Below are 21,375 nucleotides of genomic sequence, written 5' to 3' on the forward strand. Positions count from 1 at the left end.
ATGACACAGAAGAAGAAGGCCCTGGTGATCGGCGCGGGGATCGGCGGCCTCACCGCCGCCGTCGCCCTGCGCGAGGCGGGTCTCGAGGTCGAGGTCCACGAACGGGCGGGCGAGCTGCGGGCCGCGGGCTCCGGCCTCTCGGTGATGAGCAACGCCGTCGGCGCGCTGAACTCGCTGGGCGTCGGGATCGACCTGGAGAAGCGCGGGGAGGCCCTGCGCTCGTATCACGTCAAGACGGCCTCGGGCCGGCTGATCCGGGAGTTCCCCTTCCCGGAGATCATCGGCAGGCTGGGGGTGCCCAGTGTGCTCATCACCCGGGCGGACCTCCAGCAGTCGCTGCTGGAGGCGGCGGAGGGCATCCCCCTGCACTTCGGCGCCGCGGCCACCGGCTTCGAGACGGAAGGGGTGCCGGGCGGCGGGGTGCGGGTCGCGTTCGACGACGGCACCACCGCCGAGGGGGACGTGCTGATCGGGGCGGACGGCTTCAACTCCGCCGTCCGCAGGCAGCTGGTGGGCCCGGAGGACTCGCAGGACAGCGGCTACATCTGCTGGCTCGCGGTCGTGCCGTTCTCGCACCCCCGTTTCACGCCGGGTTCGGTGACCCACTTCTGGGGCAGCGGCAAGCGCTTCGGGCTCGTGGACATGGGCGCCGGACGGCTGTACTGGTGGGGCACCAAGAACATGCCGGCCGAGCTCTCGCGGGACTGGAAGGGCGGCAAGGCCGAGGTCCTGCACTCCTACGACGGCTGGGCGGACGAGGTGCGGCAGGCGATCCTGGCCACCCCCGAGGAGTCGATCATCGCCGTGCCCTCCCGGGACCGGGCGTTCCTGGAGCGCTGGGGCCGGGGTCCGGTGACCCTGCTGGGGGACGCCGCGCACCCGATGCTCACCAGTCTCGGCCAGGGCTCGGGCATGGCGATCGAGGACGCCGTGGTGCTCGGGCGGGCCCTGAAGGGCGCGCCCGACCTGCCGCGGGCCCTGCGCCGCTACGAGGACGAGCGCCGCGAACGCACCCGGGGCATGGTCGCCGCCTCGCGCGGCATCAGCTCCTTCGAACAGTCCGAGGACCCGTTCCGCCGGCCGGTGCGGGACGCGTACTTCCGCTTCATGCCGCAGAGCAGGCTCACCCGCACGCTGGAGGACGCCCTCACCTTCCCGGCGGTGGCCGGATGAGCGCCCCCGCTTCCCGTAGGAGAAATCTCGTGTCAGCCGCCCAGAACCGCGCCGCCCTGTCGCCGCGCGGCCGGTCCGTACTGGTCACCGGGGCCTCCTCCGGCCTCGGCCGGGTCTGCGCGCTCGAGCTGGAGGAGGCGGGCTTCCGGGTCTTCGCCGGTGTCCGCAAGGAGGCCGACGCCCTGGCGCTCGCCGAGGCCTCCGCGCACGGCCGGATCGTTCCGGTGCTGGTCGACGTGACGGACGAGAAGTCGGTGGCCGCGGCCGCCGAACGGGTCACCGCCGAGGTGGGCGAGGACGGCCTGTGGGGGCTCGTGAACAACGCGGGCATCTGCGTCTCGGCCCCGCTGGAGTGCGTGTCGCCGGAGCGGCTGCGCCGGCAGCTGGACACCAACGTGGTCGGTCAGCTCGCCGTCACCCAGGCGTTCCTGCCGCTGCTGCGGCGTACCCGCGGCCGGGTGGTCAACGTGACCTCGGGCCTGGGCAGTGTGGCGATCCCGTTCCTCGGGGCGTACGCGGCCGCGCAGTTCGCCAAGGAGGCCCTGACCGACGTACTGCGGCGCGAGCTGGCACCGCAGGGCGTGGACGTCGCCCTGGTGCAGCCAGGCGCCATCATGACGCCGATCTGGGGCAAGGTCTCCGACGTCGCGCGGGCCGCGATGGACGGTGTCCCGGAGCAGGTGGCCGAGCGGTACCGGATCCCCTTCAACCGGTTCCTGCACCAGAACGAGAAGCAGGCGCGGGAGAGCCTGACCCGTCCGGAGGACTTCGCGGAGACGGTCCGGCAGGCCCTGACGGCCCGGCGGCCCAGGACCCGCTACCGGGTGGGTCCGGACGCCCGGAAGGTGAGCGTGCTCGCCCGGGTGCTGCCCGACACGGCACTCGACCGGTACCTGCGGCCGATCACCGAATAGCGCGGCTGCCGGGGTGGCTGGTGCCCGAGGGCTGAGGTAACAGGCAAACCTGCCCAGGAAGTCGTACAGAACAAGCCAGTTGGCACGCCCGCCGAGAGGTGGCGAGCGGCGATATCACGCCAGATGATGGCTGATAGCGGCAAGTTGCGCGTGATATGGCCATCGTCACAGTTTGACCCGCCTTTTCGGCGGGCGTGCCCAACGTCCCAGGACCGGCCCGGATTTCGCCCCTTTCCCCTCGGGCCGGAGCTCCGTCACGCCGCCGATTTCCCGCCCGTCGGTGTGAACGGTCCGTCAATTCCCTTCATGACCTGACTCCGCCGTGGGTGCGAACCAGCCGAATTAGCGTGATCGCCGAGGCTTTCCGGAATCGGCGTTCCCCGACCGGACCCCTACCGTTCGACAAGGATGAGGACCATGGCGCAAACCGTGCGGCCGCCCGTTCCCGAAACCCGCGCCGACGGCGGCGCGCTGACCCGATTCGCGTCCCGGCACGGCAGCACCCTGGAGCGGGCCCGCGAGGTGATCCGCACCCGCGAACACTGGTCGCCGTATTCGGAGGACCCGGAGGATCCGCAGGCCTACGGCCGGGGCGCGAGAGCCGCCGGCGAGGCCGCCTTCCGCCGGCTCCTCGGCCGGCCGCTGGAGCTCGGCCAGCCCGGCCGGGACGGCACCGTGGGCCCCGGCCCGGAAGCGGGCGGCGAGCGCTCCCCGTACGGCGGCCCGCTGAAGGTCTCCTACCCGCACTGCGACCCCGACGTCCTGCTGCCCGCCATGGAGGCGGCCCTGCCCGCCTGGCGCGACGCGGGTCCCGAGGCCCGTGCGGCGGTCTGCGCCGAGATCCTCCACCGGATCAACGCCCGCAGCGCCGAGTTCGCCTACGCGGCCGTGCACACCAGCGGCCACAACTTCCTGATGGCCTTCCACGCGGGGGCCGTCCACGCCCAGGACCGCGGCCTCGAGGCGGTGGCCTGCGCCCTCGCCGAGCAGAATCGGCTGCCGGCCGCCTCGGTCTGGCGCAAGCCCCAGGGCGACGGCCGTGCCGTCACCTTGGCCAAGACCTTCAGGACGGTGCCGCGGGGCGTCTCCCTGGTCGTCGCCAACAGCGTCTTCCCCGCCTGGAACAGCTACCCGGCCCTCTTCGCCTCCCTGGCCACCGGCAACCCCGTGCTGGTCAAACCGCACCCGGCGGCCGTCCTGCCCCTGGCGCTCACCGTCGAGATCGCCCGCGAGGTACTGACCGAAGCCGGCTTCCCGGCGGACCTGGTGTGCCTGGCCGCCGAACACCCCGGCGAGCAACTGGCCCGCCGGCTGGCCACCCGCCCCGAGGTGCGCCTCGTCGACTACGCGGGCAGCACCGCCTTCGGCACCTGGCTGGAGGACAACGCCCGCCAGGCGCGCGTCTTCACCGCCGGGTCCGCCGTCAACACCCTGCTCGTCGAGTCGACCGGCGACTACCGCGACATGCTCGCCAACCTCGCCTTCTCCGTCTCCCTCTACAGCGGGCAGCTGTGCACCAGCCCGCAGAACCTGCTGATCCCGCGGGCCGGTATCAGCACCGACGAGGGGCACCGGACGTACGAGGAGATCGTCGCCGACCTCGGCGCGGCCCTCGCCGGCCTGCTGGGCGACGACACGGTGGCGAGCGGCATCCTGGGCGCGCTCCTGGGACCCCCGGTCCTGGAGCGGCTCGAACGGGTGATGGCCGGGGAAGCCGGGACCGTGGCCGTCCCCTCCCGCGCCGTGCGCGACCCCGCGCACCCGGAGGCGGTCATCCGCACCCCGGCCGTCGTGACGCTCGACGCGAACCGGGCCGCGGACCGGACCACGCTGCTCGCCGAATGGCTGGGCCCCGTGGTCTTCGCCGTCGCGGTGGACACCGTCGCCGACGCGGTCGCGCTGGTCTCCCGCACCACCCGCGAGTGCGGCGCGCTGTCCGTCGGCCTCTATTCCACGTCACCGGAGGTGGAAGCGGCGATGGAACAGGCCTGCGCCGAAGCCGGGGTGATGCTGTCGGCGAACCTGATGGGCGACTGGTACATCTCCCAGTCGGCCGTCTATTCCGATCTGCACGGCACGGGAATGAACCCGTCGGGGAACTCGGTGTACTGCGACGCCGCGTTCGTGTCCGCGCGTTTCCACACCGTCGGCGTACGTCGCTACGGCGGCTCCATATGAACAGCACCCTCACCCACATGCCGCTGCGCGGGCGCGAGCGGGAAATGCGGCTCATCCGCGAGGTACTGGAATACGGCCGCCGCTCCGGCCCCGCCGTCCTGTCGATCGAGGGAATGCCCGGCATCGGCAAGACCCGGCTGCTGCAGGAAGCCGCCGCCCTCGCCGACGGCCTGGGCTACGCCGGGCACCACCCCGATCCGTGGGCGGACCCCCGCCACCTGCGGCGCCGGACCGTTCCGGCGCGCCACACCCGGGGCCGGCCCGGCCGGTGCCATGCCCCGGCGGGGCCCGTCCTCGTCCTGGTCGACGACACCCGCCGGGCCGTGGACGGGCCGCCGCGGATGCCCTTCGCCCCCGCGAACGGCCCGGCGGCGAACCCGTCGTCTGGCTGGTGGCCCACCGGCCCGGCGAGGCGCCGGCCCTGCCGGCCGGCCTCACGGGCCGCAGCGAGCGGCTGTCGCTGGGACCGCTGGGACCGGCCCACTCGCTGAGCCTGGCCCGGGACCTGCTGGGCGCGCCGCCCGCACCGGCTCTGGTCCAGCTGATCGACCAGGCCGGCGGGCACCCCCGGCTGCTGATCGAACTGCTCACCGGGCTCCAGGAGGAAGGTGCCCTGGAGACCGTGGACGACGAGGTCCGGCTGCTGACCTCGCGGCTCCCCGCCCGCCTGGCCACCCGGGTCCGGGCCACCTTGGAGCGCTTCTCCCCCGGATGCCGCCAACTGCTGTGCGTGGCCTCGCTCCTGGGGTGCGAGGTGGTCTACGAGGACCTGGCGCTGATGCTGCGGACCTCGGTCTCCGCCCTGCTCCCCGCGCTGGAGGAGGTGGAGGCCACCGGCGTCGTGCGCAACGACGACGGCCGGGCCGTCTTCTCCAGTCCGCTGCTGCGCCGGCTCATCTCGGACTCGATGCCCGACTCGCTGCGCCTCTCCCTCCAGCGGGAAGCGGCGGCGCTGCGGGCGACGGCGGGGCTCCGCGAGGCGCCGGCCGCCGGGCCGGAACTGAGCGAGCAGCAACGGGTGCTGGTGGGTCTGGTGCGCGAGGGCCTCACCAACCAGCAGATCGCCCGGCGCCTCGCGCTGTCCCCGCACACCGTCAACTACCACCTCCGGAAGCTGTTCAAGACCTTCGGGGTGAGCTCGCGGATCGACCTGCTGACGGCGGCGGAGCACCTGGACGCCTCCGGCCGGGCCACCCGCGCACGCCAGAACTGACCGCACCCCACCACACACACCGCACCGCACCGCACCGCACCGACCGTGGAGACCCGTACCCGTGACCGATCTCGTCCTGGCCGGCACCTGGCCCCGCCCCGACACCCCGCCTCCGGCCCGGCGCACCGCCTGGCTGCGTGACGCCCTGCACGCCGAACCCGACGACGGGCGCTCCCCGCAGCTGCTGGACGAGGTGCGCTGCGACGTCCTCGTCGTGGGCGGCGGCTTCACCGGCCTGTGGACCGCCCTGGAGATCCTGCGGCGGGCGCCCGGCACGGACATCGTGCTGATCGAGGCCGACGTGTGCGGCGGCGGAGCCAGCGGCGCCAACGCCGGCTATCTGATGCCGATGTGGGCCCGCTTCAGCAGCCTCGTCGCGATCGGCGGGCACGAAGAGGCGCGCCGGCTGGGCGAGGCCTCCGCCCAGGCCGTCGACGACATCCTCGCCTTCACCGAGGCGCACGGCATCGACGTCGAGTACCGGCGCGGTCCGTGGATGTGGGCCGCCTCCTCACCGGCCCAGCGCGGGGCGTGGCGGCAGACCCTGGAGGACCTGCGGCGGGCCGGGACGGAGCCGCTGCACGAGGTGTCCGCAGCCGAGTCCCGCCGGGCGGTCGGCACCCGCAACCACTTCGGCGGCGTCCTCGACCCGGGCTGCGCCACGCTCCAGCCCGCCAAGCTGACGCGCGGCATGCGCCGGGTGGCGATCGAGGCGGGCGTCCGCGTCCACGAGCGCACCCCGCTGACCGCCCTGCGGGGCGCGCCCGGCGGCGCCACGACCGCCCACACCCCCTACGGACGGGTGCACGCCGGACGGGTCGTGCTGGCCATCAACGCCTGGGCCGGGCAGCTGGAGGACCTCGGCCGCCGGATGGTGACCGTGGCCAGCGACACCCTCCTGACCGAGCCCGTTCCGGAGCGGCTCGCGGCGCTCGGCTGGGACGGGGAGACCTCGGTCTGCGACTCCCGCCGCAGGCTGAACTACTACCGCACGACCCCGGACGGCAGGCTGCTCTTCGGCAAGGGCGGCTCGGGCGTGGCCTTCGGCCAGAGCGGGGCCGACACGATGTGGGGCGACGCGCTGCGACCCGCCGAGCTACGGAGTCAGCTCGCCCGGCTCTTCCCGGAGCTCGCCGGCGCGCCGGTGGACACGGCCTGGACCGCCCCGGTCGAGTACTCGACCACCTCGCTCCCCTTCGCCGGCTGGCTGAAGTCCGTGCCCGGGGTCTGCTACGCCACGGGCTACTCGGGGGACGGGGTGGGCCCCTCGCGGCTGATGGCCAAGGTGCTCGCCTCCCTCGTCCTGGGCACCAAGGACGAGTGGTCGGGCTCGGCCTTCACCAGGCCGCCGGGCGGCTGGATCCCGCCGGAGCCCGTCCGCTACCCCGGTGCGCGGCTGGTCATCCCGGCGCTGCGCGCGGTGGAGCACCGCGAGGACCGTGGCCGCGGGGTGCCGGCGCTGGTGAAACGGCTGGCCTCCATCGACCCGTCCGCCTTCCGGCTCTGACCCGAGTGTCCTAGCCGGCCGCCGGGACCAGGCCCCGCAGCGGCCAGGCGGTGTCGATCACCGCGTCCGGGGTGCCCTGGCGGCGGAGGTAGGACTGGAAGTCCCGGGCCCAGCGCGCGTGCCAGGTGCCCTGGCGGGCGTGCAGGTCGGCCGGGGTGAGGGCGGCCACCTCGGGGTGGCGCGCGGCTATCGCGCGGGCCACCTCGACCGCGGCCAGGGCGTCCGCCCCGGCGTCGTGCGCGGCGTCCAAGGTGACCCCGTACACCCCGCAGACCGCCTCCAGGGTCCGCTTGCCGCGCCGGTAGCGGTCGACGGCCCGGTCGATGGTCAGCGGGTCGACCACCGGCCCGGTCGCCGCACCGCCCAGCCGCTCGGCCAGCGACGGCAGCCCGTGCCGGGCCAGCTCCGCGGAGAGCAGGGTCAGGTCGAAGGCCGCGTTGTACGCGACGACCACCGCCCCCGCGCGCCAGTGCCCGACCAGCGCCCGGGCGACCTCGTCGGCCACCTCCCGCACCGGGCGGCCCTCGGCGACGGCCCGCTCCGTGCTGATCCCGTGGATCGCCGAGGCCCCTTCCGGAATCGGTATCCCCGGGTCCGCGAGCCAGCCGCGCCGCTCGCGCACCTCGCCGCCCCGTACCTCGACCACCGCCGCCGTCACGATCCGCGACTCCCCCGGCTCCGTGCCGGTCGTCTCCAGGTCGAACCCGATCAGCACACCGCCGTGCCAGTCCCCCATCATGCGCCCTTCCCCCCGTACACCTTCGGTCAACGGCTTTCAGCCTGCCACGGCGCACTGACAGACCGGCCGCCGGGGGCTGGGCGCGGCCGGCGTCACGACACCGGCCGGGAGTCCTCCCACACCGATTCGAATTCCTCGCGGTACGTCGTGAACAGCCCGTGGTCGGCGTCCTTCGGCACGCCCCGGCCGCCGCCGCGCAGGACCAGGACGGGCGATTCCATGCCGCGCGCCCGCCGCAGGTACGACTGGACCACGGCGATCCCCGAGGACTGGCCCTCCACCAGGTAGGCGGTGAAGCGCGGGGTCTCGTCGAAGACGTGGATCTCGAAGCGCGAGGGGTCCCGCAGGCCCGCCCGGACCCGGCGGACGTGCAGGATGTTCATCTCCACCGAGCGGCTCAGCTCGCCCTTGCGCAGCCCCAGCTCGCGCTCGCGCCGTTTGACCGCGCTGCTCGCCGGGTTCAGGAACAGCAGCCGCACCCGGCAGCCGGCTTCCGTGAGCCGGACGAGTCTTCGGCCCGAGAAGTTCTGGACCAGCAGGTTGAGGCCTATGCCGATGGCGTCGAGCCGCCGCGCGCCGCCGAAGAGGTCCTCCGCCGGAAGCTGGCGCTGCAGGCGCACCCGGTCCGGGTGGACCGAGATGACGTCCGCGTACCGGTCGCCCACCAGGTCCTCGACGGCGTCGATCGGCAGCCGGTCGGCCGAGGGGCTGCCCGAGCCGCCTCCCAGCACCTCCAGCAGCCGCGCGGAGGCCCGTTCCGCCTGTTCCAGCACCGGACGGGACAGCGCCCGGTTGCGGGAGACGACGTTGCGGGTGACCTCCAGCTCGTCCAGTGCGAGCTCGATCTCGCGCCGGTCGTCGAAGTACGGTTCGAAGCAGGGCCAGTGCTGGACCATCAGCTCCCGCAGCTGCGGGAGGGTCAGGAAGCTCAGCACGTTGTCGTCGGCCGAGTCGAGCAGGTAGCCCTTGCGGCGGCTGACCTCGCGCACGGCCACCGCCCGCTGCACCCACTCCTGCCCGGCGGGCCCGGCGGCCGCGACCACCCAGTCGTCCCCGCCGTGCACCGGCTCGTAGATCGGCCGCAGTACCGCGCCGACCACCGACCGCAGCCGCTGTTCGATCAGGTTCAGCCAGATGTACGCACGGCCCGCGCGCTGCGCCCGGGTGCGGACCTCGCTCCAGGCCTCCGCGCCCCAGTCCAGCTCGGCGCCGGCCCGGGCGCTCCCGGCCGCCTGCGGGGCCAGCGACACCGCCCCGGCCGCGACCCCCGCCGACGGTGCGTCCGCGGGGCCACCCTCGTGACCGCTGTCACCAGGGGGCAGCTCCAGACCTCCCGAGCTCACCCGTGCACCGCCTTCTGCGTCTGGACGCCCGTCTCCAGTGATCACGGAAGGGTACTCCGCGCGCGCGGCCCGGTGCAGCCCGATGGCCCGTACACCGGCTGTCCGTTGACCCATTATCCGATGCCCAGACAGTCGTCCGACCCGCCTATCAGGTCTACGGGTCACCCGGAGGGACCAACCCAAGTCCACGCGTGAGGCACCTCTTTCGGGGAAGATCTGGCAGTGACGTGGTCCAGCCGGATCAGCCGGAGCAGGATGGGAAGAGTCGTTACCTATGCAGGTCTGGCCGGGACAGGCGTATCCGCTCGGCGCCACTTACGACGGCGCCGGCACCAACTTCGCGGTCTACTCCGAGGCCGCCCGACGCATCGAGCTGTGCCTCCTCCACGACGACGGCTCGGAGACCGCCGTGGAACTGCGCGAGACGGACGCCTTCGTCCGCCACGCGTACCTGCCGGGCATCATGCCCGGCCAGCGCTACGGGTTTCGGGTGCACGGCCCGTACGAGCCCGACCGCGGCCGGCGCTGCAACGCGGCGAAGCTGCTGCTGGACCCGTACGCGCGCGCCATCAGCGGCCAGGTCAACTGGAACGAGGCGGTGTACGGCTACCACTTCGGCCGGCCGGACTCCCGCAACGACCTGGACTCCGCCCCGCACACCATGAGCTCGGTCGTGGTGAACCCGTACTTCGACTGGGCCAACGACCGGCCGCCCCGGCACGAGTACCACCACACCGTGCTGTACGAGGCGCACGTCAAGGGTCTGACGATGCACCATCCCGACCTCCCCGAGGAGCTGCGCGGCACGTACGGGGCGCTCGCGCACCCGGCAGTCATCGGGCACCTGACCAAGCTCGGGGTGACGGCGCTGGAGCTGATGCCGGTGCACCAGTTCGTCAACGACCACCGGCTGGTCAACGACGGGCTGAGCAACTACTGGGGCTACAACACCATCGGCTTCTTCGCCCCGCACAACGGGTACGCCTCGGGCGACCGCGGCCAGCAGGTGCTGGAGTTCAAGTCGGCGGTCCGGGCCCTGCACGAGGCCGGGATCGAGGTGATCCTGGACGTGGTCTACAACCACACGGCCGAGGGGAACCACCTGGGTCCGACGCTGTCCTTCCGCGGGCTGGACAACGCCTCGTACTACCGGCTGGCGGAAGACCCCCGGCACTACACGGACACCACGGGCACGGGGAACTCGCTCCTGATGCGCTCCCCGCACGTGCTCCAGCTGATCATGGATTCGCTGCGGTACTGGGTCACCGAGATGCACGTGGACGGCTTCCGCTTCGACCTGGCGGCGACGCTGGCCCGCCAGTTCCACGAGGTGGACCGGCTGTCCTCGTTCTTCGACCTGGTCCAGCAGGACCCGGTGGTCAGCCAGGTGAAGCTGATCGCCGAACCCTGGGACCTGGGCGAGGGCGGCTACCAGGTGGGCAACTTCCCGCCGCTGTGGACCGAGTGGAACGGCAAGTACCGGGACACCGTACGGGACTTGTGGCGCGGGCAGCCGCGCACGCTGGCGGAGTTCGCGGGACGGCTGACCGGCTCCTCGGACCTCTACCAGGACGACGGGCGGCGCCCGCTGGCGTCGATCAACTTCACCACCTGCCACGACGGTTTCACCCTGCACGACCTGGTCTCCTACAACGAGAAGCACAACGAGGCCAACCGGGAGGGCAACCGGGACGGCGAGACCCACAACCGGTCCTGGAACTGCGGGGTGGAGGGGCCCACCGAGGACCCGGAGGTGCTGGAGCTGCGCGAGCGCCAGATGCGCAACTTCACGGCCACCCTGATGCTGTCGCAGGGCGTGCCGATGCTCAGCCACGGCGACGAGTTCGGGCGCTCCCAGGCCGGCAACAACAACGCCTACTGCCAGGACAACGAGCTGTCCTGGGTGGGCTGGCCGGAGCCCGGCAAGCCGGCGCCCGCGCTGCTGGAGTTCACCCGGCGGATGGTGTGGCTGCGCCGCGACCACCCGGTGTTCCGGCGGCGCCGGTTCTTCCACGGGCGGCCGGTGGAGGGGACGCACGACGAGCTCTCCGACATCGCCTGGTTCACCCCGCACGGCGAGGAGATGCGGGCCCGTGACTGGCAGGCGCAGCACGCGCGGGCGCTGACGGTGTTCCTCAACGGGGAGGCCATCTCCGAGCCGGGGACCCGCGGGGAGCGGATCACCGACGACTCGTTCCTGCTGATGTTCAACGCGGGCGCCGATCCGCAGGAGTTCACCGTTCCGGCGGGGCACGGGGCGCAGTGGCGCCTGGTGGTGGACACGGCGCGGCCGGACGTACTGCCACCCGGCACCGGGCCGCAGTACGCGGCCGGCGACCGGGTGGCGCTGACAGGACGGTGTCTGGTGGTGCTTCAGCGCCCGGCGTAGGCGGAGCTCTCGCCCACGGCCGGCGAGCCGGTCTGCTGCGCCGGGATGAAGGCCTTGCCGTGGGTACGGGCGGCCGGCACCCGGGTGAGGAGGGCGAGGGTCAGGCAGAGCGCGGCCGCCCCCACGGCCACGGCGAAGGCCGCGGCGGGCCCGTAGGACTCGGCGAGCCGCCCGGAGAGCGGCAGCGCGATGGCCTGCCCGGCCACCAGGGAGCTGGCGGCGAAGGCCATCGCCTCGGCCAGCCGGGCGGGCTCCACGACGCGCTCGGTGAGGGCGAACGCGGTGATCAGGTGCGGGGCGTAGGCCGCGCCGAGCACGGTGACGACCAGGTAGAGCGGCCACAGGGAGTCGGTGAAGAGCAGCGGTACGGAGAGCACCAGCGCGGCGCCGGTCGCCACCCGCCAGCGCAGCCGCAGCCCGAAGCGGGCGGGCAGCGCGCCGAGCGAGATGCCGACGACGGCGCTGACGACGCCCATGGCGGCGTATACGACGGCGGCCTGGTCGGGGACGCCCAGCCGCATGGTGAGCGCGGCGATCCCGGCCTGGCAGGCGCCGAACATGGCGCCCTGGAGGGCGAGCGAGCCGCGGACGGCGTGGACCACGCGCGGCTGCCGGACCCGGACCTTGCGCTCCTTGCTCCGCGCCTTGCTCCGCGCCTTCGCTGAGGGGCCGTCCGTGACGGCGGCGGTCGGGTGCAGCGCGAAGGCGGTGCCGAAGACGGCGACGAGGACGGCGGCCCCGCCGAGGGCGACCGCGGGGTGCGCGACGATCGAGGCGAGTCCGACGAAGGCCGGGCCGAGGACGAAGGAGACCTCGTCCAGGGTGCCTTCGAGCGAGTGGACGGCGCCCACCACGCTCTCCTCGGACTTGGCTCGGTGCGCCAGGGCCACGGAGCGGGTCCGGGCGAGCGGCCCGATCAGCGGGATGGAGGCGCCCGCGACGGCTCCGACGGCGGCGAGCGGGACGGTGGCGAGGTGGCCGAGGGCCCCGGCCACCAGGGCGGCGGTCGCGACGGCGTTGACCGCGGCGGCGGTCAGTACGACGGGCCGCTGGCCGTACCGGTCGGCGAGCCGGCCCAGGACGGGTCCGAAGACCACCTGACCGGCGGAGAGGGTGCCGCCGACGATGGCGCCGGTGGCGATCGAGCCGCTGGTCTGGGCGACCAGCACCACGCTGCCGAACTGGGACATCGCGACGGGCAGTCGGGCAAAGAACGAGATGAGCGGAAGTAGGGGCCCGGTCAGGGCGATGACTCTTCGATAGGTGTTGACGGTTCCAACCACTTGAGCAACGCTAACCCGGCGCAGTCACTCGTATGCATTGGGTAATGGCACGGAATCCGGCAGGCTGGGTACGTACGTTCTCATGAGCCTGCCGCGGTCAAGCATCCATTCGGAATCTGATGTTCCGACACCTGTCACTCCGGCGTCGACCTACCGCCTCCAGCTGCGTCCGGAGTTCCCGTTCGCGGCGGCCGAGGAAGCCGTACCGTACCTCGCCTCGCTCGGCGTCTCGCACCTGCACCTCTCCCCCGTCCTGGAGGCGGTGCCCGGCTCGGCGCACGGCTACGACGTCACCGACCACTCCCGGGTGCGCGAGGAGCTGGGGGGCGAGCCGGGCCTGAGGTCGCTGGGCGCGGCCGCCCGGGCGCACGGTATGGGCCTGGTGCTCGACATCGTGCCGAACCACATGGCGGTACCGGCGCCGCTGCGGCTGAACCGGCCGCTGTGGGAGGTGCTGCGGGAGGGGCCGGGCTCGCCGTTCGCGCGCTGGTTCGACATCGACTGGGAGGCGGGCGGCGGGCAGGTGCTGCTGCCGGTGCTCGCCGGGCCGGTGGAGTCCTGCGAGCTGAGGGCCGACGGGCAGGTGCTGCGCTACGGGGAGCAGGAGTTCCCGCTGCGGGAGGGCACCGCGGGGCTGGCGCTGCCCGAGCTGCTGGCCGCGCAGTGGTACCGGCCGGCCTGGTGGCGGGAGGCCCGTACCGGGCTCAACTACCGGCGCTTCTTCACGATTTCGGAGCTGATCGGGGTCCGGGTGGAGGACCCCGAGGTGTTCACGGCCACCCACGCCAAGGTGCTGGAGCTGGTCCGGGACGGGGTGGCGGACGGACTGCGGATCGACCACGTGGACGGGCTGGCGGATCCCGAGGAGTACCTGCGGCGGCTGCGGGCGGCGGCGGGGCCGCACTGCTGGGTGGTGGTGGAGAAGATCCTGGCCCGGCACGAGCGGCTGCCGCCCTCCTGGCCGGTGGCGGGGACCACCGGGTACGACGCGCTGCACCGGGTGGACGGGGTGTTCACCGATCCGGCCGGCACGGCCGAACTGGCTCGGAAGTACGTGGAGTTCACCGGCCACCCCGAGTGGGCGCGGACCGCCGACGAGAGCGCACGGGAGGTGCTGACCGGCGACCTGGCCGCCGAGCTGGGCGCGCTGGAACGGCAGGCCGGTCCGGAATTGGCCTCTGCGGTACGGGAGTTGCTGATCGCCTATCCGGTCTACCGGCCCTACCCCGGCGAGCCGGAGCCGGACCCGCGGGCCGTGCATCGGGCGGCCGCGGTGGCCGGTCCGGGTGCGGTGGGCGGTGTACGGGAGCTGCTGCTGCGGGATCCCGCCTTCGCGGCCCGCTTCGCGCAGACCTCGGCCGCGCTGCGCGCCAAGTCCCTGGAGGACCGGGCCTTCTACCGGTACGCGCCCCTGCTGTCGGCCACCGAGGTCGGCGGCGACCCCGGCCAACCGGCGGTTTCGGCCGAGGAGTTCCACGCGTACTGCGACCGGCTGGAGCGGGAGTGGCCCCGGTCCGGGACGGTGCTGTCCACGCACGACACCAAGCGCAGCGCGGACGTCCGGGCCAGGATCTCGGTGCTGTCGCAGGCGCCGCAGCCGATGGACGGGCTCGGCGGCCCGGACCCGGGGCTGGCGTGGACGGCCCGGCAGACCGCGCTGGGCCTCGGAGAGGTTCCGCAGGCCGTGCCCCGGCTGACCGAGGCGCTGCTCAAGGGGGCCCGGGAGGCCGCCCTGCACACCAGCTGGACGGAGCGGAACGAGGCCTACGAGGCGACCGTGGCGGGATACGCCCCCGGCCCCCTCGACCTGCCGCCGGAGCTGGCGGAGGCGGCCCGCGCCAACCTGCTCGGCATGGCGCTGCTGCACCTGACGATGCCCGGGGTGCCGGAGGTCTACCAGGGCGCGGAGACGGAGTACCGGGCCCTGGTGGACCCGGACAACCGGCGCCCGGCCCGCTTCCCGCGCGAGGAACTGGCCCGGCTGGACGCGCGGGCCGCGCCGTCCGGACCGGCCGAGGAGAAGCTGGCCCTGACGGCCGCCGTGCTGCGGCTGCGCCGGGACCGGCCGGGCCTGTTCGCCGGGTACGCCCCGCTGCAGGCCAGTGGCCCGGCGGCGGACCACTGCCTGGCCTTCGCCCGCTCGCCCGGCCTGGTGGTGGTGGCCACCCGGCTCTCGCACCGGCTGGCCGGCGCGGGGGGCTGGCGCGGCACCACCCTGCCACTGCCGCCGGGCCGCTGGCTGCCGCTGCACGACGGGAGCCCGTACGAGGCCGGGGTACGGCTGTCCGAATTGCTGGCAGCCCGGCCCGTGGCGGTCCTACTCCGGCACCAGTAGCCCGGCGAAGGCAGCCGCCGCGCCGATCAGCGGGACCCTGGAGAAGACTGCCAGGGGCCGGTGCCACGGCGGGTCGAGGGAGAGCAGCACGCAGTCCTCGCCGACGGCGCCCCGGACCATGTGGGCCGGGGCCATGACGATGCCCACCCCGGCGGCCGCCATCCGTACGGCCGTCGAGGTGTGTTCCGTACGCAGCACCGTGCGCGGGGTGAACCCCGCCTCGCCGCACGCCCAGTCGAGGACGGGCTGCCCGTGCACCAGCGGTTCCATGGCGCAGCGGATCCAGTCGCGGTCGGCGAGCTCGGTGAGCCGGACGGTGCCCCGCCCGCCCAGGGGGTCGTCGAAGGGCACCACGATCACCAGCTCCTCCCGGCCGATGCGGAGCACCGGACCGGTCCACTCCTTGGGTTCCGGGCCGACCGCGAGGTCGGCGACGCCCCGCTCCAGCTGTTCCTCCAGGGCCTCCGTGGAGCCGTACTCCCGCACCATCAGCGCCACTCCCGGGTGCAGGGTCCGCCAGCGGGCGGCAACGGCCGGGAGCAGGCCGACGGCGATGGCATGGACGGTGGCGAGGTGCAGTTCACCGCCTTGCGCCCCGGCGGCGGCGCGGGCGGCCCGCTCGGCCTGGCGGGCGCTGCGGACGGCGAGCTGGGCGTGCGGCAGGAAGGCGCGGCCCATGGGGGTGAGCCGGACCCCGCGCGGCATGCGTTCCAGCAGCTCGCCGCCCACGGACCGCTCCAGGGCCTTGACCTGGTGGGAGAGGGCGGGCTGGGTGACGTGCAGGGATTCGGCGGCCCGGGTGAAGGAGGACTCCTCCACGACGGTGAGGAAGTACTCCATCTGACGCAGGCTCATGGACCGGAAGCATAAAGCCGGAAGCATAAAGCCGGAAGCATAAACAACGTGCATGGCAACGAGAAGATCATTGCCTTGGATTCATGGGAACGGACCGCGCAGGCTGTACACATGAACAGCGACAGCAGCACCGTAGATGTGATCGTGATCGGCGGCGGCACGGGCGGCTACAGCACGGCCCTGCGCGCCTCGGCCCTCGGTCTGACCGTCCTCCTCGCCGAACGCGACAAGGTCGGCGGGACCTGCCTGCACCGCGGGTGCATCCCCAGCAAGGCCATGCTGCACGCGGCCGAACTCGTCGACGGCATAGCCGAGGCGCGCGAGCGCTGGGGGGTGCGGGCGAGCGTGGAGTCGGTGGACTGGCCGGCCCTGACCGCCACCCGCGACGACATCGTCTCCCGCAACCACAAGGGCGTGGAGGGCCACTTGGAGCACGCCGGGGTGCGCGTGGTGCGCAGCGGTGCCCGGCTGACCGGGCCGCGGTCGATCCGGACCGATGACGGCCGGGAGTTCACGGCCACCCGCGGGATCGTGCTGGCCACCGGGTCCCGGCCGCGTACCCTGCCCGGGCTGGAGCCCGACGGGCACACGGTGGTCACCAGCGACGACGCATTGTTCGCCCCCGGGCTGCCGGCCTCGGTGCTGGTGCTGGGCGGCGGGGCGATCGGGGTGGAGTACGCCTCCTTCCACCGGTCCATGGGCGCGGAGGTGACCCTGGTCGAAGCCGCGGACCGGCTGGTTCCGCTGGAGGACGCGGACGTGTCCCGCCACCTGGCGCGGGGCCTGAAGAAGCGCGGGATCGACGTGCAGACGGGGGCCCGGCTGGAGAAGGCCGAGCGGCTGGAGGCCGGGGGCGTACGGGCCACCGTGCGCACGGCGCGCGGGGAACTGCGGGAGCTCCGGGCGGAGCGGTTGCTCGTGGCGGTCGGGCGGGTTCCGGTCACCGACGGGCTGGACCTCGCGGCGGCCGGACTGGCCACCGACGAGCGGGGGTTCGTGGCGCCGGCCGACTGGTCCCGGCTGGAGACCGCCGTCCCGGGGATCCACGTGGTGGGCGACCTGCTGCCGCCGCCCTCGCTCGGCCTGGCACACGCCTCCTTCGCGGAGGGGCTGCTGGTCGCCGAGACCCTGGCCGGGGTGGCGAGCGCGCCGGTGGACTACGCCGCGGTGCCCCGGGTGACCTACTCGGCGCCGCAAACCGCCGCGGTCGGGCTGACGGAGGATCAGGCGCGCGAGGCGGCGCACGACGTGGTGGTGAACACCAAGCCGCTGACGGCCGTGGCCAAGGGAATGGTGCACGGGCAGGGCGGCATGGTGAAGGTGGTCGCCGAGCGGGGCGGGCGGGTGCTGGGTGTGCACCTGGTGGGGCCGCACGTGTCGGAGATGATCGCGGAGAGCCAGCTGATCGTGGGCTGGGACGCGGAGCCGGGCGATGTGGCACGGCACGTCCACGCCCACCCGACGCTGTCGGAGGCGGTGGGCGAGGCCTTCCTGACCCTGGCGGGCCGCGGCCTGCACCAGCAGTAGCCCGGGCCTGCGCCCCGTCCCTCGGCAGACCCTCGGCCAGACTCCGTCCGGGGGGCGACCCCCGGCGCGGGTACCGGCCCAGCCCGGCGGGCATGGCATCCCTTGTGACCCTCCTCCGTGACATGTGCTACCCCACACCGCACGAGCTCGCGCTGGCCGCCCGCGCCCTGGCGGACGAACGCCCCGCCGAGGTCCGGCTCCGCCAGGCCGGAACCTCCCGGGCCGGGCAGCCCCTCTGGGTGCTCTCCGTCGCGGCCACCGGCAAGGCCGGGCCCGGCCGGGACGTCCTCGTGGTCGCCGGGGCCCACGCCAACGAACCCGTCGGTGGCGCCACCGCCCTCTCCCTCGCCCGGCGGCTCCTGCACGACCCGGCCCCGCGCGCGGGCTGCGGCTGGCACTTCCTGCTCTGCGCCGATCCCGACGGCGCGGACCTGCACCGCACGCCCCGCCCGTACTCGCTCCTCGACTACCACCGGCACTTCTTCCGGCCGCCCGGTCCCGAACAGCCCGAGTGGGCGCCGTCTTTACTGCCCCCGGACCGGCTGCCGCCCGAGACCCTGGCCCTGACCGCGCTCATCGACGAGCTGCGGCCTGTCCTCCAGGTCTCCCTGCACGCCACCGACCTCGGCGGCTCCTGGGTCCAGCTCACCCGGGACATTCCCGGCCTCGCCGAGCCCTTCGGCAAATCGGCCGCCGAGCTGCGCATCCCGGTGGAGAACGGGGCCTCGGACGCCGCCGGCTGGCCCTCCCCCGGGCCCGGGATCTTCGTGATCCCGCAGCCGGGGAGCGAGGACGCCGGTGCCTTCCACCCCGAGGACACCCGGCTCAGCACCTGGTACCACGCCCACCGGTACGACGGCACCACCGCGATCGTCGAAGTCCCCATGTGGGCCTCCGACCTGGTCGACGACCCGGCCCCGCACCCCGACCCGCGCGGCGCCCTGCGGATGCTGGCCGGACGGCTCGGCGAGGACACCGCCCGCGTGGCCGCCGTACGGGACGGGATCCGGTACGGCCCGCTGCCCTACGAGGACCCGGCCGCGGCGCCCCTGCTGCGCGCGGTGGACTGGACGCTCGCGCTGATCCCCCGGATCACCGCCGAGTGGACCGGCGACGGGGCTCCCGCCGAGGCCACCGCGGCGTACGTCGCCAGCATCGACGCCTTCGGGCGGCGTCTGTCGCTGCGCGCCGCCGCGATGCTGCTGCGGGTGCTGCGCACCCAGGGTCACGCGTCGGCGCCCGGGCTGGACCAGCTGGTCACGGGGTGGTGCGAAGACTTCGCGGCCCGCTTCCAGGCCCGCTGGGTCCCGGTGGCCACGCAGGTGGAACACCAGTCCCGGACCGTCCTGGCCGCGTACGAACGCCTCGTCGCGCCCTAGAAGGGGTCCACGGGCCAGGGCCGCGCCCAGCCCGTGGCCGCGAGCCTCCTCGGCGGCGAACAGCTGCGGCCCTGGCCGCCCGGCGAGATCCGGCGGCCGGGTTCAGCTCGAGGACAGCCGGAAGGTCATCTTCCCGAAGCCGACCTGGTCGCCGTCCCGGACCACCGCGGAACCCGTCACGCGGTGCCCGTTGACCGTGGTCCCGTTCGTGGAGCCGAGGTCCTTGAGCACCCACACCCCGTCACGCAGGCTGAGTTCCGCGTGCGCCCGGGAGACGGTCTCGTGGCTGAGCCGCAGCCCGTTGCCGGGGTCGCGGCCGATCCGCAGGCCACCCGCGCTGGGGTGCGGCAGCAGCAGTTTGGGCAGCTTCTCGGCGGCCCAGGCGCGCCGGACTCCGACCGAGACGGCGGAGACCCGCCCCACCCAGCCGAACAGCCGACGGGTCCAAGGGCTTTCGGCACCCTCGCGCGCCTGGAGGTCGGCGGTGAGGACGGCGAGGTCCTCGGAGCGGCGCGCGACCAGGGCGAGTTCCATCCGGCGCAGGAACGTGTCGTGGGACAGCTTGCCGAGGGCAGCGCCCTCCCTGAGCTGGCCCAGCGCCCGGTCGCGCTCGGCGTCCGAGAGGCGCGGCACGGGGTAGGCGGGGAACTCAAAACTCGACGTCACAGGGTGATTGTCGGCCCGTCGGGGCCGGAGTGTCCAGAACACCCCCGCCGGGCCGGGAATGATGGGCAGGATACGCATGCTGAACAGCGCCGCAGACGAGGGGAACGTCCGTGCAGTTCGAGGTGTGGGCACCGCTGAAGGGTCATGTCGCCATGCGACTCGACGACGCGACGTACGAGATGGCACGCGATCCGGAGCGGGACGGCTGGTGGACCGCGCAGGCCCCGGCCGCCGACGGAAGCCGGTACGGATTCCTCCTGGACGGCGGCTCCGTCCCGCGGCCGGACCCGCGCGGCCGGCGGCTGCCCGACGGACCCGACGGCCTGTCGGCGGTGGTCGACTTCGAGGCCCTGCGCGAGCCGGGAGCCCCGGCGCCGCGCACCCCGCTCCAGGACGCGGTCCTGTACGAGCTGCACATCGGCACCTTCACCCCCGAGGGCACCTTCGACGCCGCCGCCGCCCGCCTGGGCCACCTCACCGGCCTCGGCGTCACCCACGTGGAACTGATGCCCGTCTGTCCCTTCCCCGGCCGGCACGGCTGGGGGTACGACGGGGTCGCCCCCTGGGCGGTGCACGAGCCGTACGGCGGCCCGGCCGGGCTGGCCCGGTTCGTCGAGGCGGCCCACGCCGCCGGGCTGGGCGTGGTCCTGGACGTGGTCCACAACCACCTCGGCCCCTCCGGCAACCACCTGCCCGCCTACGGCCCGTACTTCACCGACACCCACCACACCCCCTGGGGCGCGGCGGTGAACCTGGACGCGCCCGGCTCCGACGAGGTGCGCGCGTACCTCCTGGGCAGCGCGCTGGCCTGGCTGCGGGACTACGGGATCGACGGGCTGCGGCTCGACGCCGTGCACGCGCTGGCCGACGGGCGGGCCCTGACCTTCCTGGAGGAACTGGCCGCCGCCGTGGACGAGCTGGCGGCCGAGACCGGCCGTCCGCTGTTCCTGATCGCCGAGTCCGACCGGTGCGACCCGCGCACCACCACCCCCCGCGCCGACGGCGGCCTGGGGCTCCACGCACAGTGGAACGACGACTTCCACCACGCCCTGCACTGCGCGCTGACCGGTGAATCCCAGGCGTACTACGCCGACTTCGCCCAGGCCCCGCTGGCCGCGCTCGCCAAGACACTGACCCGCGCCTTCTTCCACGACGGCACCTGGTCCTCCTTCCGGGGCCGCACCCACGGCCGTCCGGTGGACCGCCGCCGGACCCCGGCCCACCGCTTCCTCGGCTACACCCAGACCCACGACCAGATCGGCAACCGGGCACTCGGCGACCGGCTCGCCGCCTCGCTCTCCCCCGGGCTGCTGGCCTGCGCCGCGACCGTGGCACTGACCGGTCCGTTCGTGCCGATGCTGTTCATGGGCGAGGAGTGGGGTGCGGGCACCCCGTGGCAGTACTTCACCGACCACCCCGACGCGGAGCTGGCCGAGGCCGTACGGACGGGCCGGCGGCGGGAGTTCGCGGCGCACGGCTGGAAGGCCGAAGAGATCCCCGACCCGCAGGACCCGGCCACCCGGGACCGCTCCTGCCTGGACTGGGCGGAGCCGGAGCAGGCGGGCCACGCCCGCCTGCTGGCCTGGTACCGCACCCTGGTCGCGCTGCGCCGCTCGCACCCGGACCTGCGCGACCCGGACCTGGCGGCGGTCCGGGTCGCCCATGACGAGGAGCGGCGCTGGCTCACCTTCCGGCGGGGCGACGTACGGGTGGCCGTGAACCTCTCCCCGGACCCGGTGACGATCGCGCTGGGGCGCAACGGGGTACGGGTGCTGGCCGCCTGGGAGCCGCTCGAACACCCGGGCCCGGACGGACGGATCCACGTACCGGGTGAATCCGCCGTCGTGCTGGGACCGTGAACCCGTGAGCCCGTG

At 73.9% G+C, this 21,375-nt stretch carries 16 protein-coding genes; 11 read left to right on the plus strand and 5 right to left on the minus strand.

All coding sequences use genetic code 11. The annotated features are described in order from the left end of the window. From OHA89_RS09655 to OHA89_RS09680, 6 genes are all read left to right on the plus strand, one after another. Window positions 1-1,173, plus strand: a complete 1,173-nt coding sequence (locus OHA89_RS09655) for an NAD(P)/FAD-dependent oxidoreductase (RefSeq protein ID WP_215141526.1) — start codon at window positions 1-3, stop codon at window positions 1,171-1,173. After that, complete coding sequence (locus tag OHA89_RS09660; protein WP_406365897.1) at window positions 1,170-2,087, plus strand: SDR family oxidoreductase; 918 nt, start codon at window positions 1,170-1,172, stop codon at window positions 2,085-2,087. Before OHA89_RS09655 ends, OHA89_RS09660 begins: the two co-directional genes overlap by 4 nt. A gap of 417 nt (window positions 2,088-2,504) precedes the next feature. Next, window positions 2,505-4,265, plus strand: a complete 1,761-nt coding sequence (gene paaN / locus OHA89_RS09665; RefSeq protein ID WP_266614238.1) for a phenylacetic acid degradation protein PaaN — start codon at window positions 2,505-2,507, stop codon at window positions 4,263-4,265. Continuing rightward, window positions 4,262-4,756, plus strand: coding sequence for an ATP-binding protein (locus tag OHA89_RS09670; protein ID WP_406365898.1), 495 nt, complete (start codon window positions 4,262-4,264; stop codon window positions 4,754-4,756). The genes paaN and OHA89_RS09670 overlap by 4 nt, the downstream gene beginning before the upstream one ends. Further along, on the plus strand, window positions 4,657-5,478 hold the full coding sequence (locus tag OHA89_RS09675; RefSeq protein ID WP_406365899.1) for a LuxR C-terminal-related transcriptional regulator: 822 nt from the start codon (window positions 4,657-4,659) through the stop codon (window positions 5,476-5,478). Before OHA89_RS09670 ends, OHA89_RS09675 begins: the two co-directional genes overlap by 100 nt. A 61-nt stretch (window positions 5,479-5,539) precedes the next feature. After that, entirely contained in the window at window positions 5,540-6,985 is a 1,446-nt protein-coding gene (locus tag OHA89_RS09680; RefSeq protein ID WP_406365900.1) for an NAD(P)/FAD-dependent oxidoreductase, read from the plus strand. A gap of 10 nt (window positions 6,986-6,995) precedes the next feature. Here OHA89_RS09680 and OHA89_RS09685 read toward each other — a convergent pair whose 3' ends face one another. Both OHA89_RS09685 and OHA89_RS09690 read right to left on the minus strand, forming a co-directional pair. After that, window positions 6,996-7,721 carry a 3'-5' exonuclease gene (locus tag OHA89_RS09685; protein WP_215141540.1) on the minus strand — a complete coding sequence of 242 codons (726 nt, stop codon included), beginning with the start codon at window positions 7,719-7,721 and terminating at the stop codon, window positions 6,996-6,998. 95 nt (window positions 7,722-7,816) lie between these two features. Then, window positions 7,817-9,067, minus strand: coding sequence for an SAV2148 family HEPN domain-containing protein (locus tag OHA89_RS09690; RefSeq protein WP_215141516.1), 1,251 nt, complete (start codon window positions 9,065-9,067; stop codon window positions 7,817-7,819). A gap of 274 nt (window positions 9,068-9,341) precedes the next feature. Here OHA89_RS09690 and glgX point away from each other — a divergent pair, with 274 nt between their 5' ends. Further along, window positions 9,342-11,456, plus strand: a complete 2,115-nt coding sequence (glgX, locus tag OHA89_RS09695; RefSeq protein WP_266614242.1) for a glycogen debranching protein GlgX — start codon at window positions 9,342-9,344, stop codon at window positions 11,454-11,456. Here the strand turns inward: glgX and OHA89_RS09700 are convergent. Further along, entirely contained in the window at window positions 11,441-12,739 is a 1,299-nt protein-coding gene (locus tag OHA89_RS09700; RefSeq protein WP_266614243.1) for an MFS transporter, read from the minus strand. The two genes, glgX and OHA89_RS09700, sit on opposite strands and share 16 nt — an antisense overlap. Before the next feature lie 82 nt (window positions 12,740-12,821). Here OHA89_RS09700 and treY point away from each other — a divergent pair, with 82 nt between their 5' ends. After that, entirely contained in the window at window positions 12,822-15,074 is a 2,253-nt protein-coding gene (treY, locus tag OHA89_RS09705; RefSeq protein ID WP_406365901.1) for a malto-oligosyltrehalose synthase, read from the plus strand. On the opposite strand, the gene OHA89_RS09710 is transcribed toward treY, so the two are convergent. Further along, complete coding sequence (locus OHA89_RS09710; protein ID WP_266614246.1) at window positions 15,057-15,929, minus strand: LysR family transcriptional regulator; 873 nt, start codon at window positions 15,927-15,929, stop codon at window positions 15,057-15,059. The genes treY and OHA89_RS09710 overlap by 18 nt on opposite strands. Window positions 15,930-16,040: 111 nt before the next feature. Between OHA89_RS09710 and lpdA the strand changes: the two genes are divergently transcribed. Then, window positions 16,041-17,456, plus strand: coding sequence for a dihydrolipoyl dehydrogenase (lpdA, locus tag OHA89_RS09715; protein WP_406365902.1), 1,416 nt, complete (start codon window positions 16,041-16,043; stop codon window positions 17,454-17,456). A gap of 104 nt (window positions 17,457-17,560) precedes the next feature. Beyond that, window positions 17,561-18,835: a M14 family zinc carboxypeptidase gene (locus OHA89_RS09720; RefSeq protein ID WP_266615337.1), complete on the plus strand. Its 1,275-nt coding sequence runs from the start codon at window positions 17,561-17,563 to the stop codon at window positions 18,833-18,835. Window positions 18,836-18,937: 102 nt separating this feature from the next. On the opposite strand, the gene OHA89_RS09725 is transcribed toward OHA89_RS09720, so the two are convergent. After that, entirely contained in the window at window positions 18,938-19,501 is a 564-nt protein-coding gene (locus tag OHA89_RS09725) for a DUF1707 and FHA domain-containing protein (RefSeq protein WP_257553686.1), read from the minus strand. A gap of 110 nt (window positions 19,502-19,611) precedes the next feature. Between OHA89_RS09725 and treZ the strand changes: the two genes are divergently transcribed. Next, window positions 19,612-21,360 (plus strand): malto-oligosyltrehalose trehalohydrolase, encoded by a 1,749-nt coding sequence (gene treZ / locus OHA89_RS09730; RefSeq protein WP_406365903.1) that lies wholly within the window; start codon window positions 19,612-19,614, stop codon window positions 21,358-21,360. Window positions 21,361-21,375 lie beyond the last annotated feature (15 nt).

It is taken from the genome of Streptomyces sp. NBC_01546 (assembly GCF_045208355.1).
Lineage (GTDB): Bacteria > Actinomycetota > Actinomycetes > Streptomycetales > Streptomycetaceae > Streptomyces.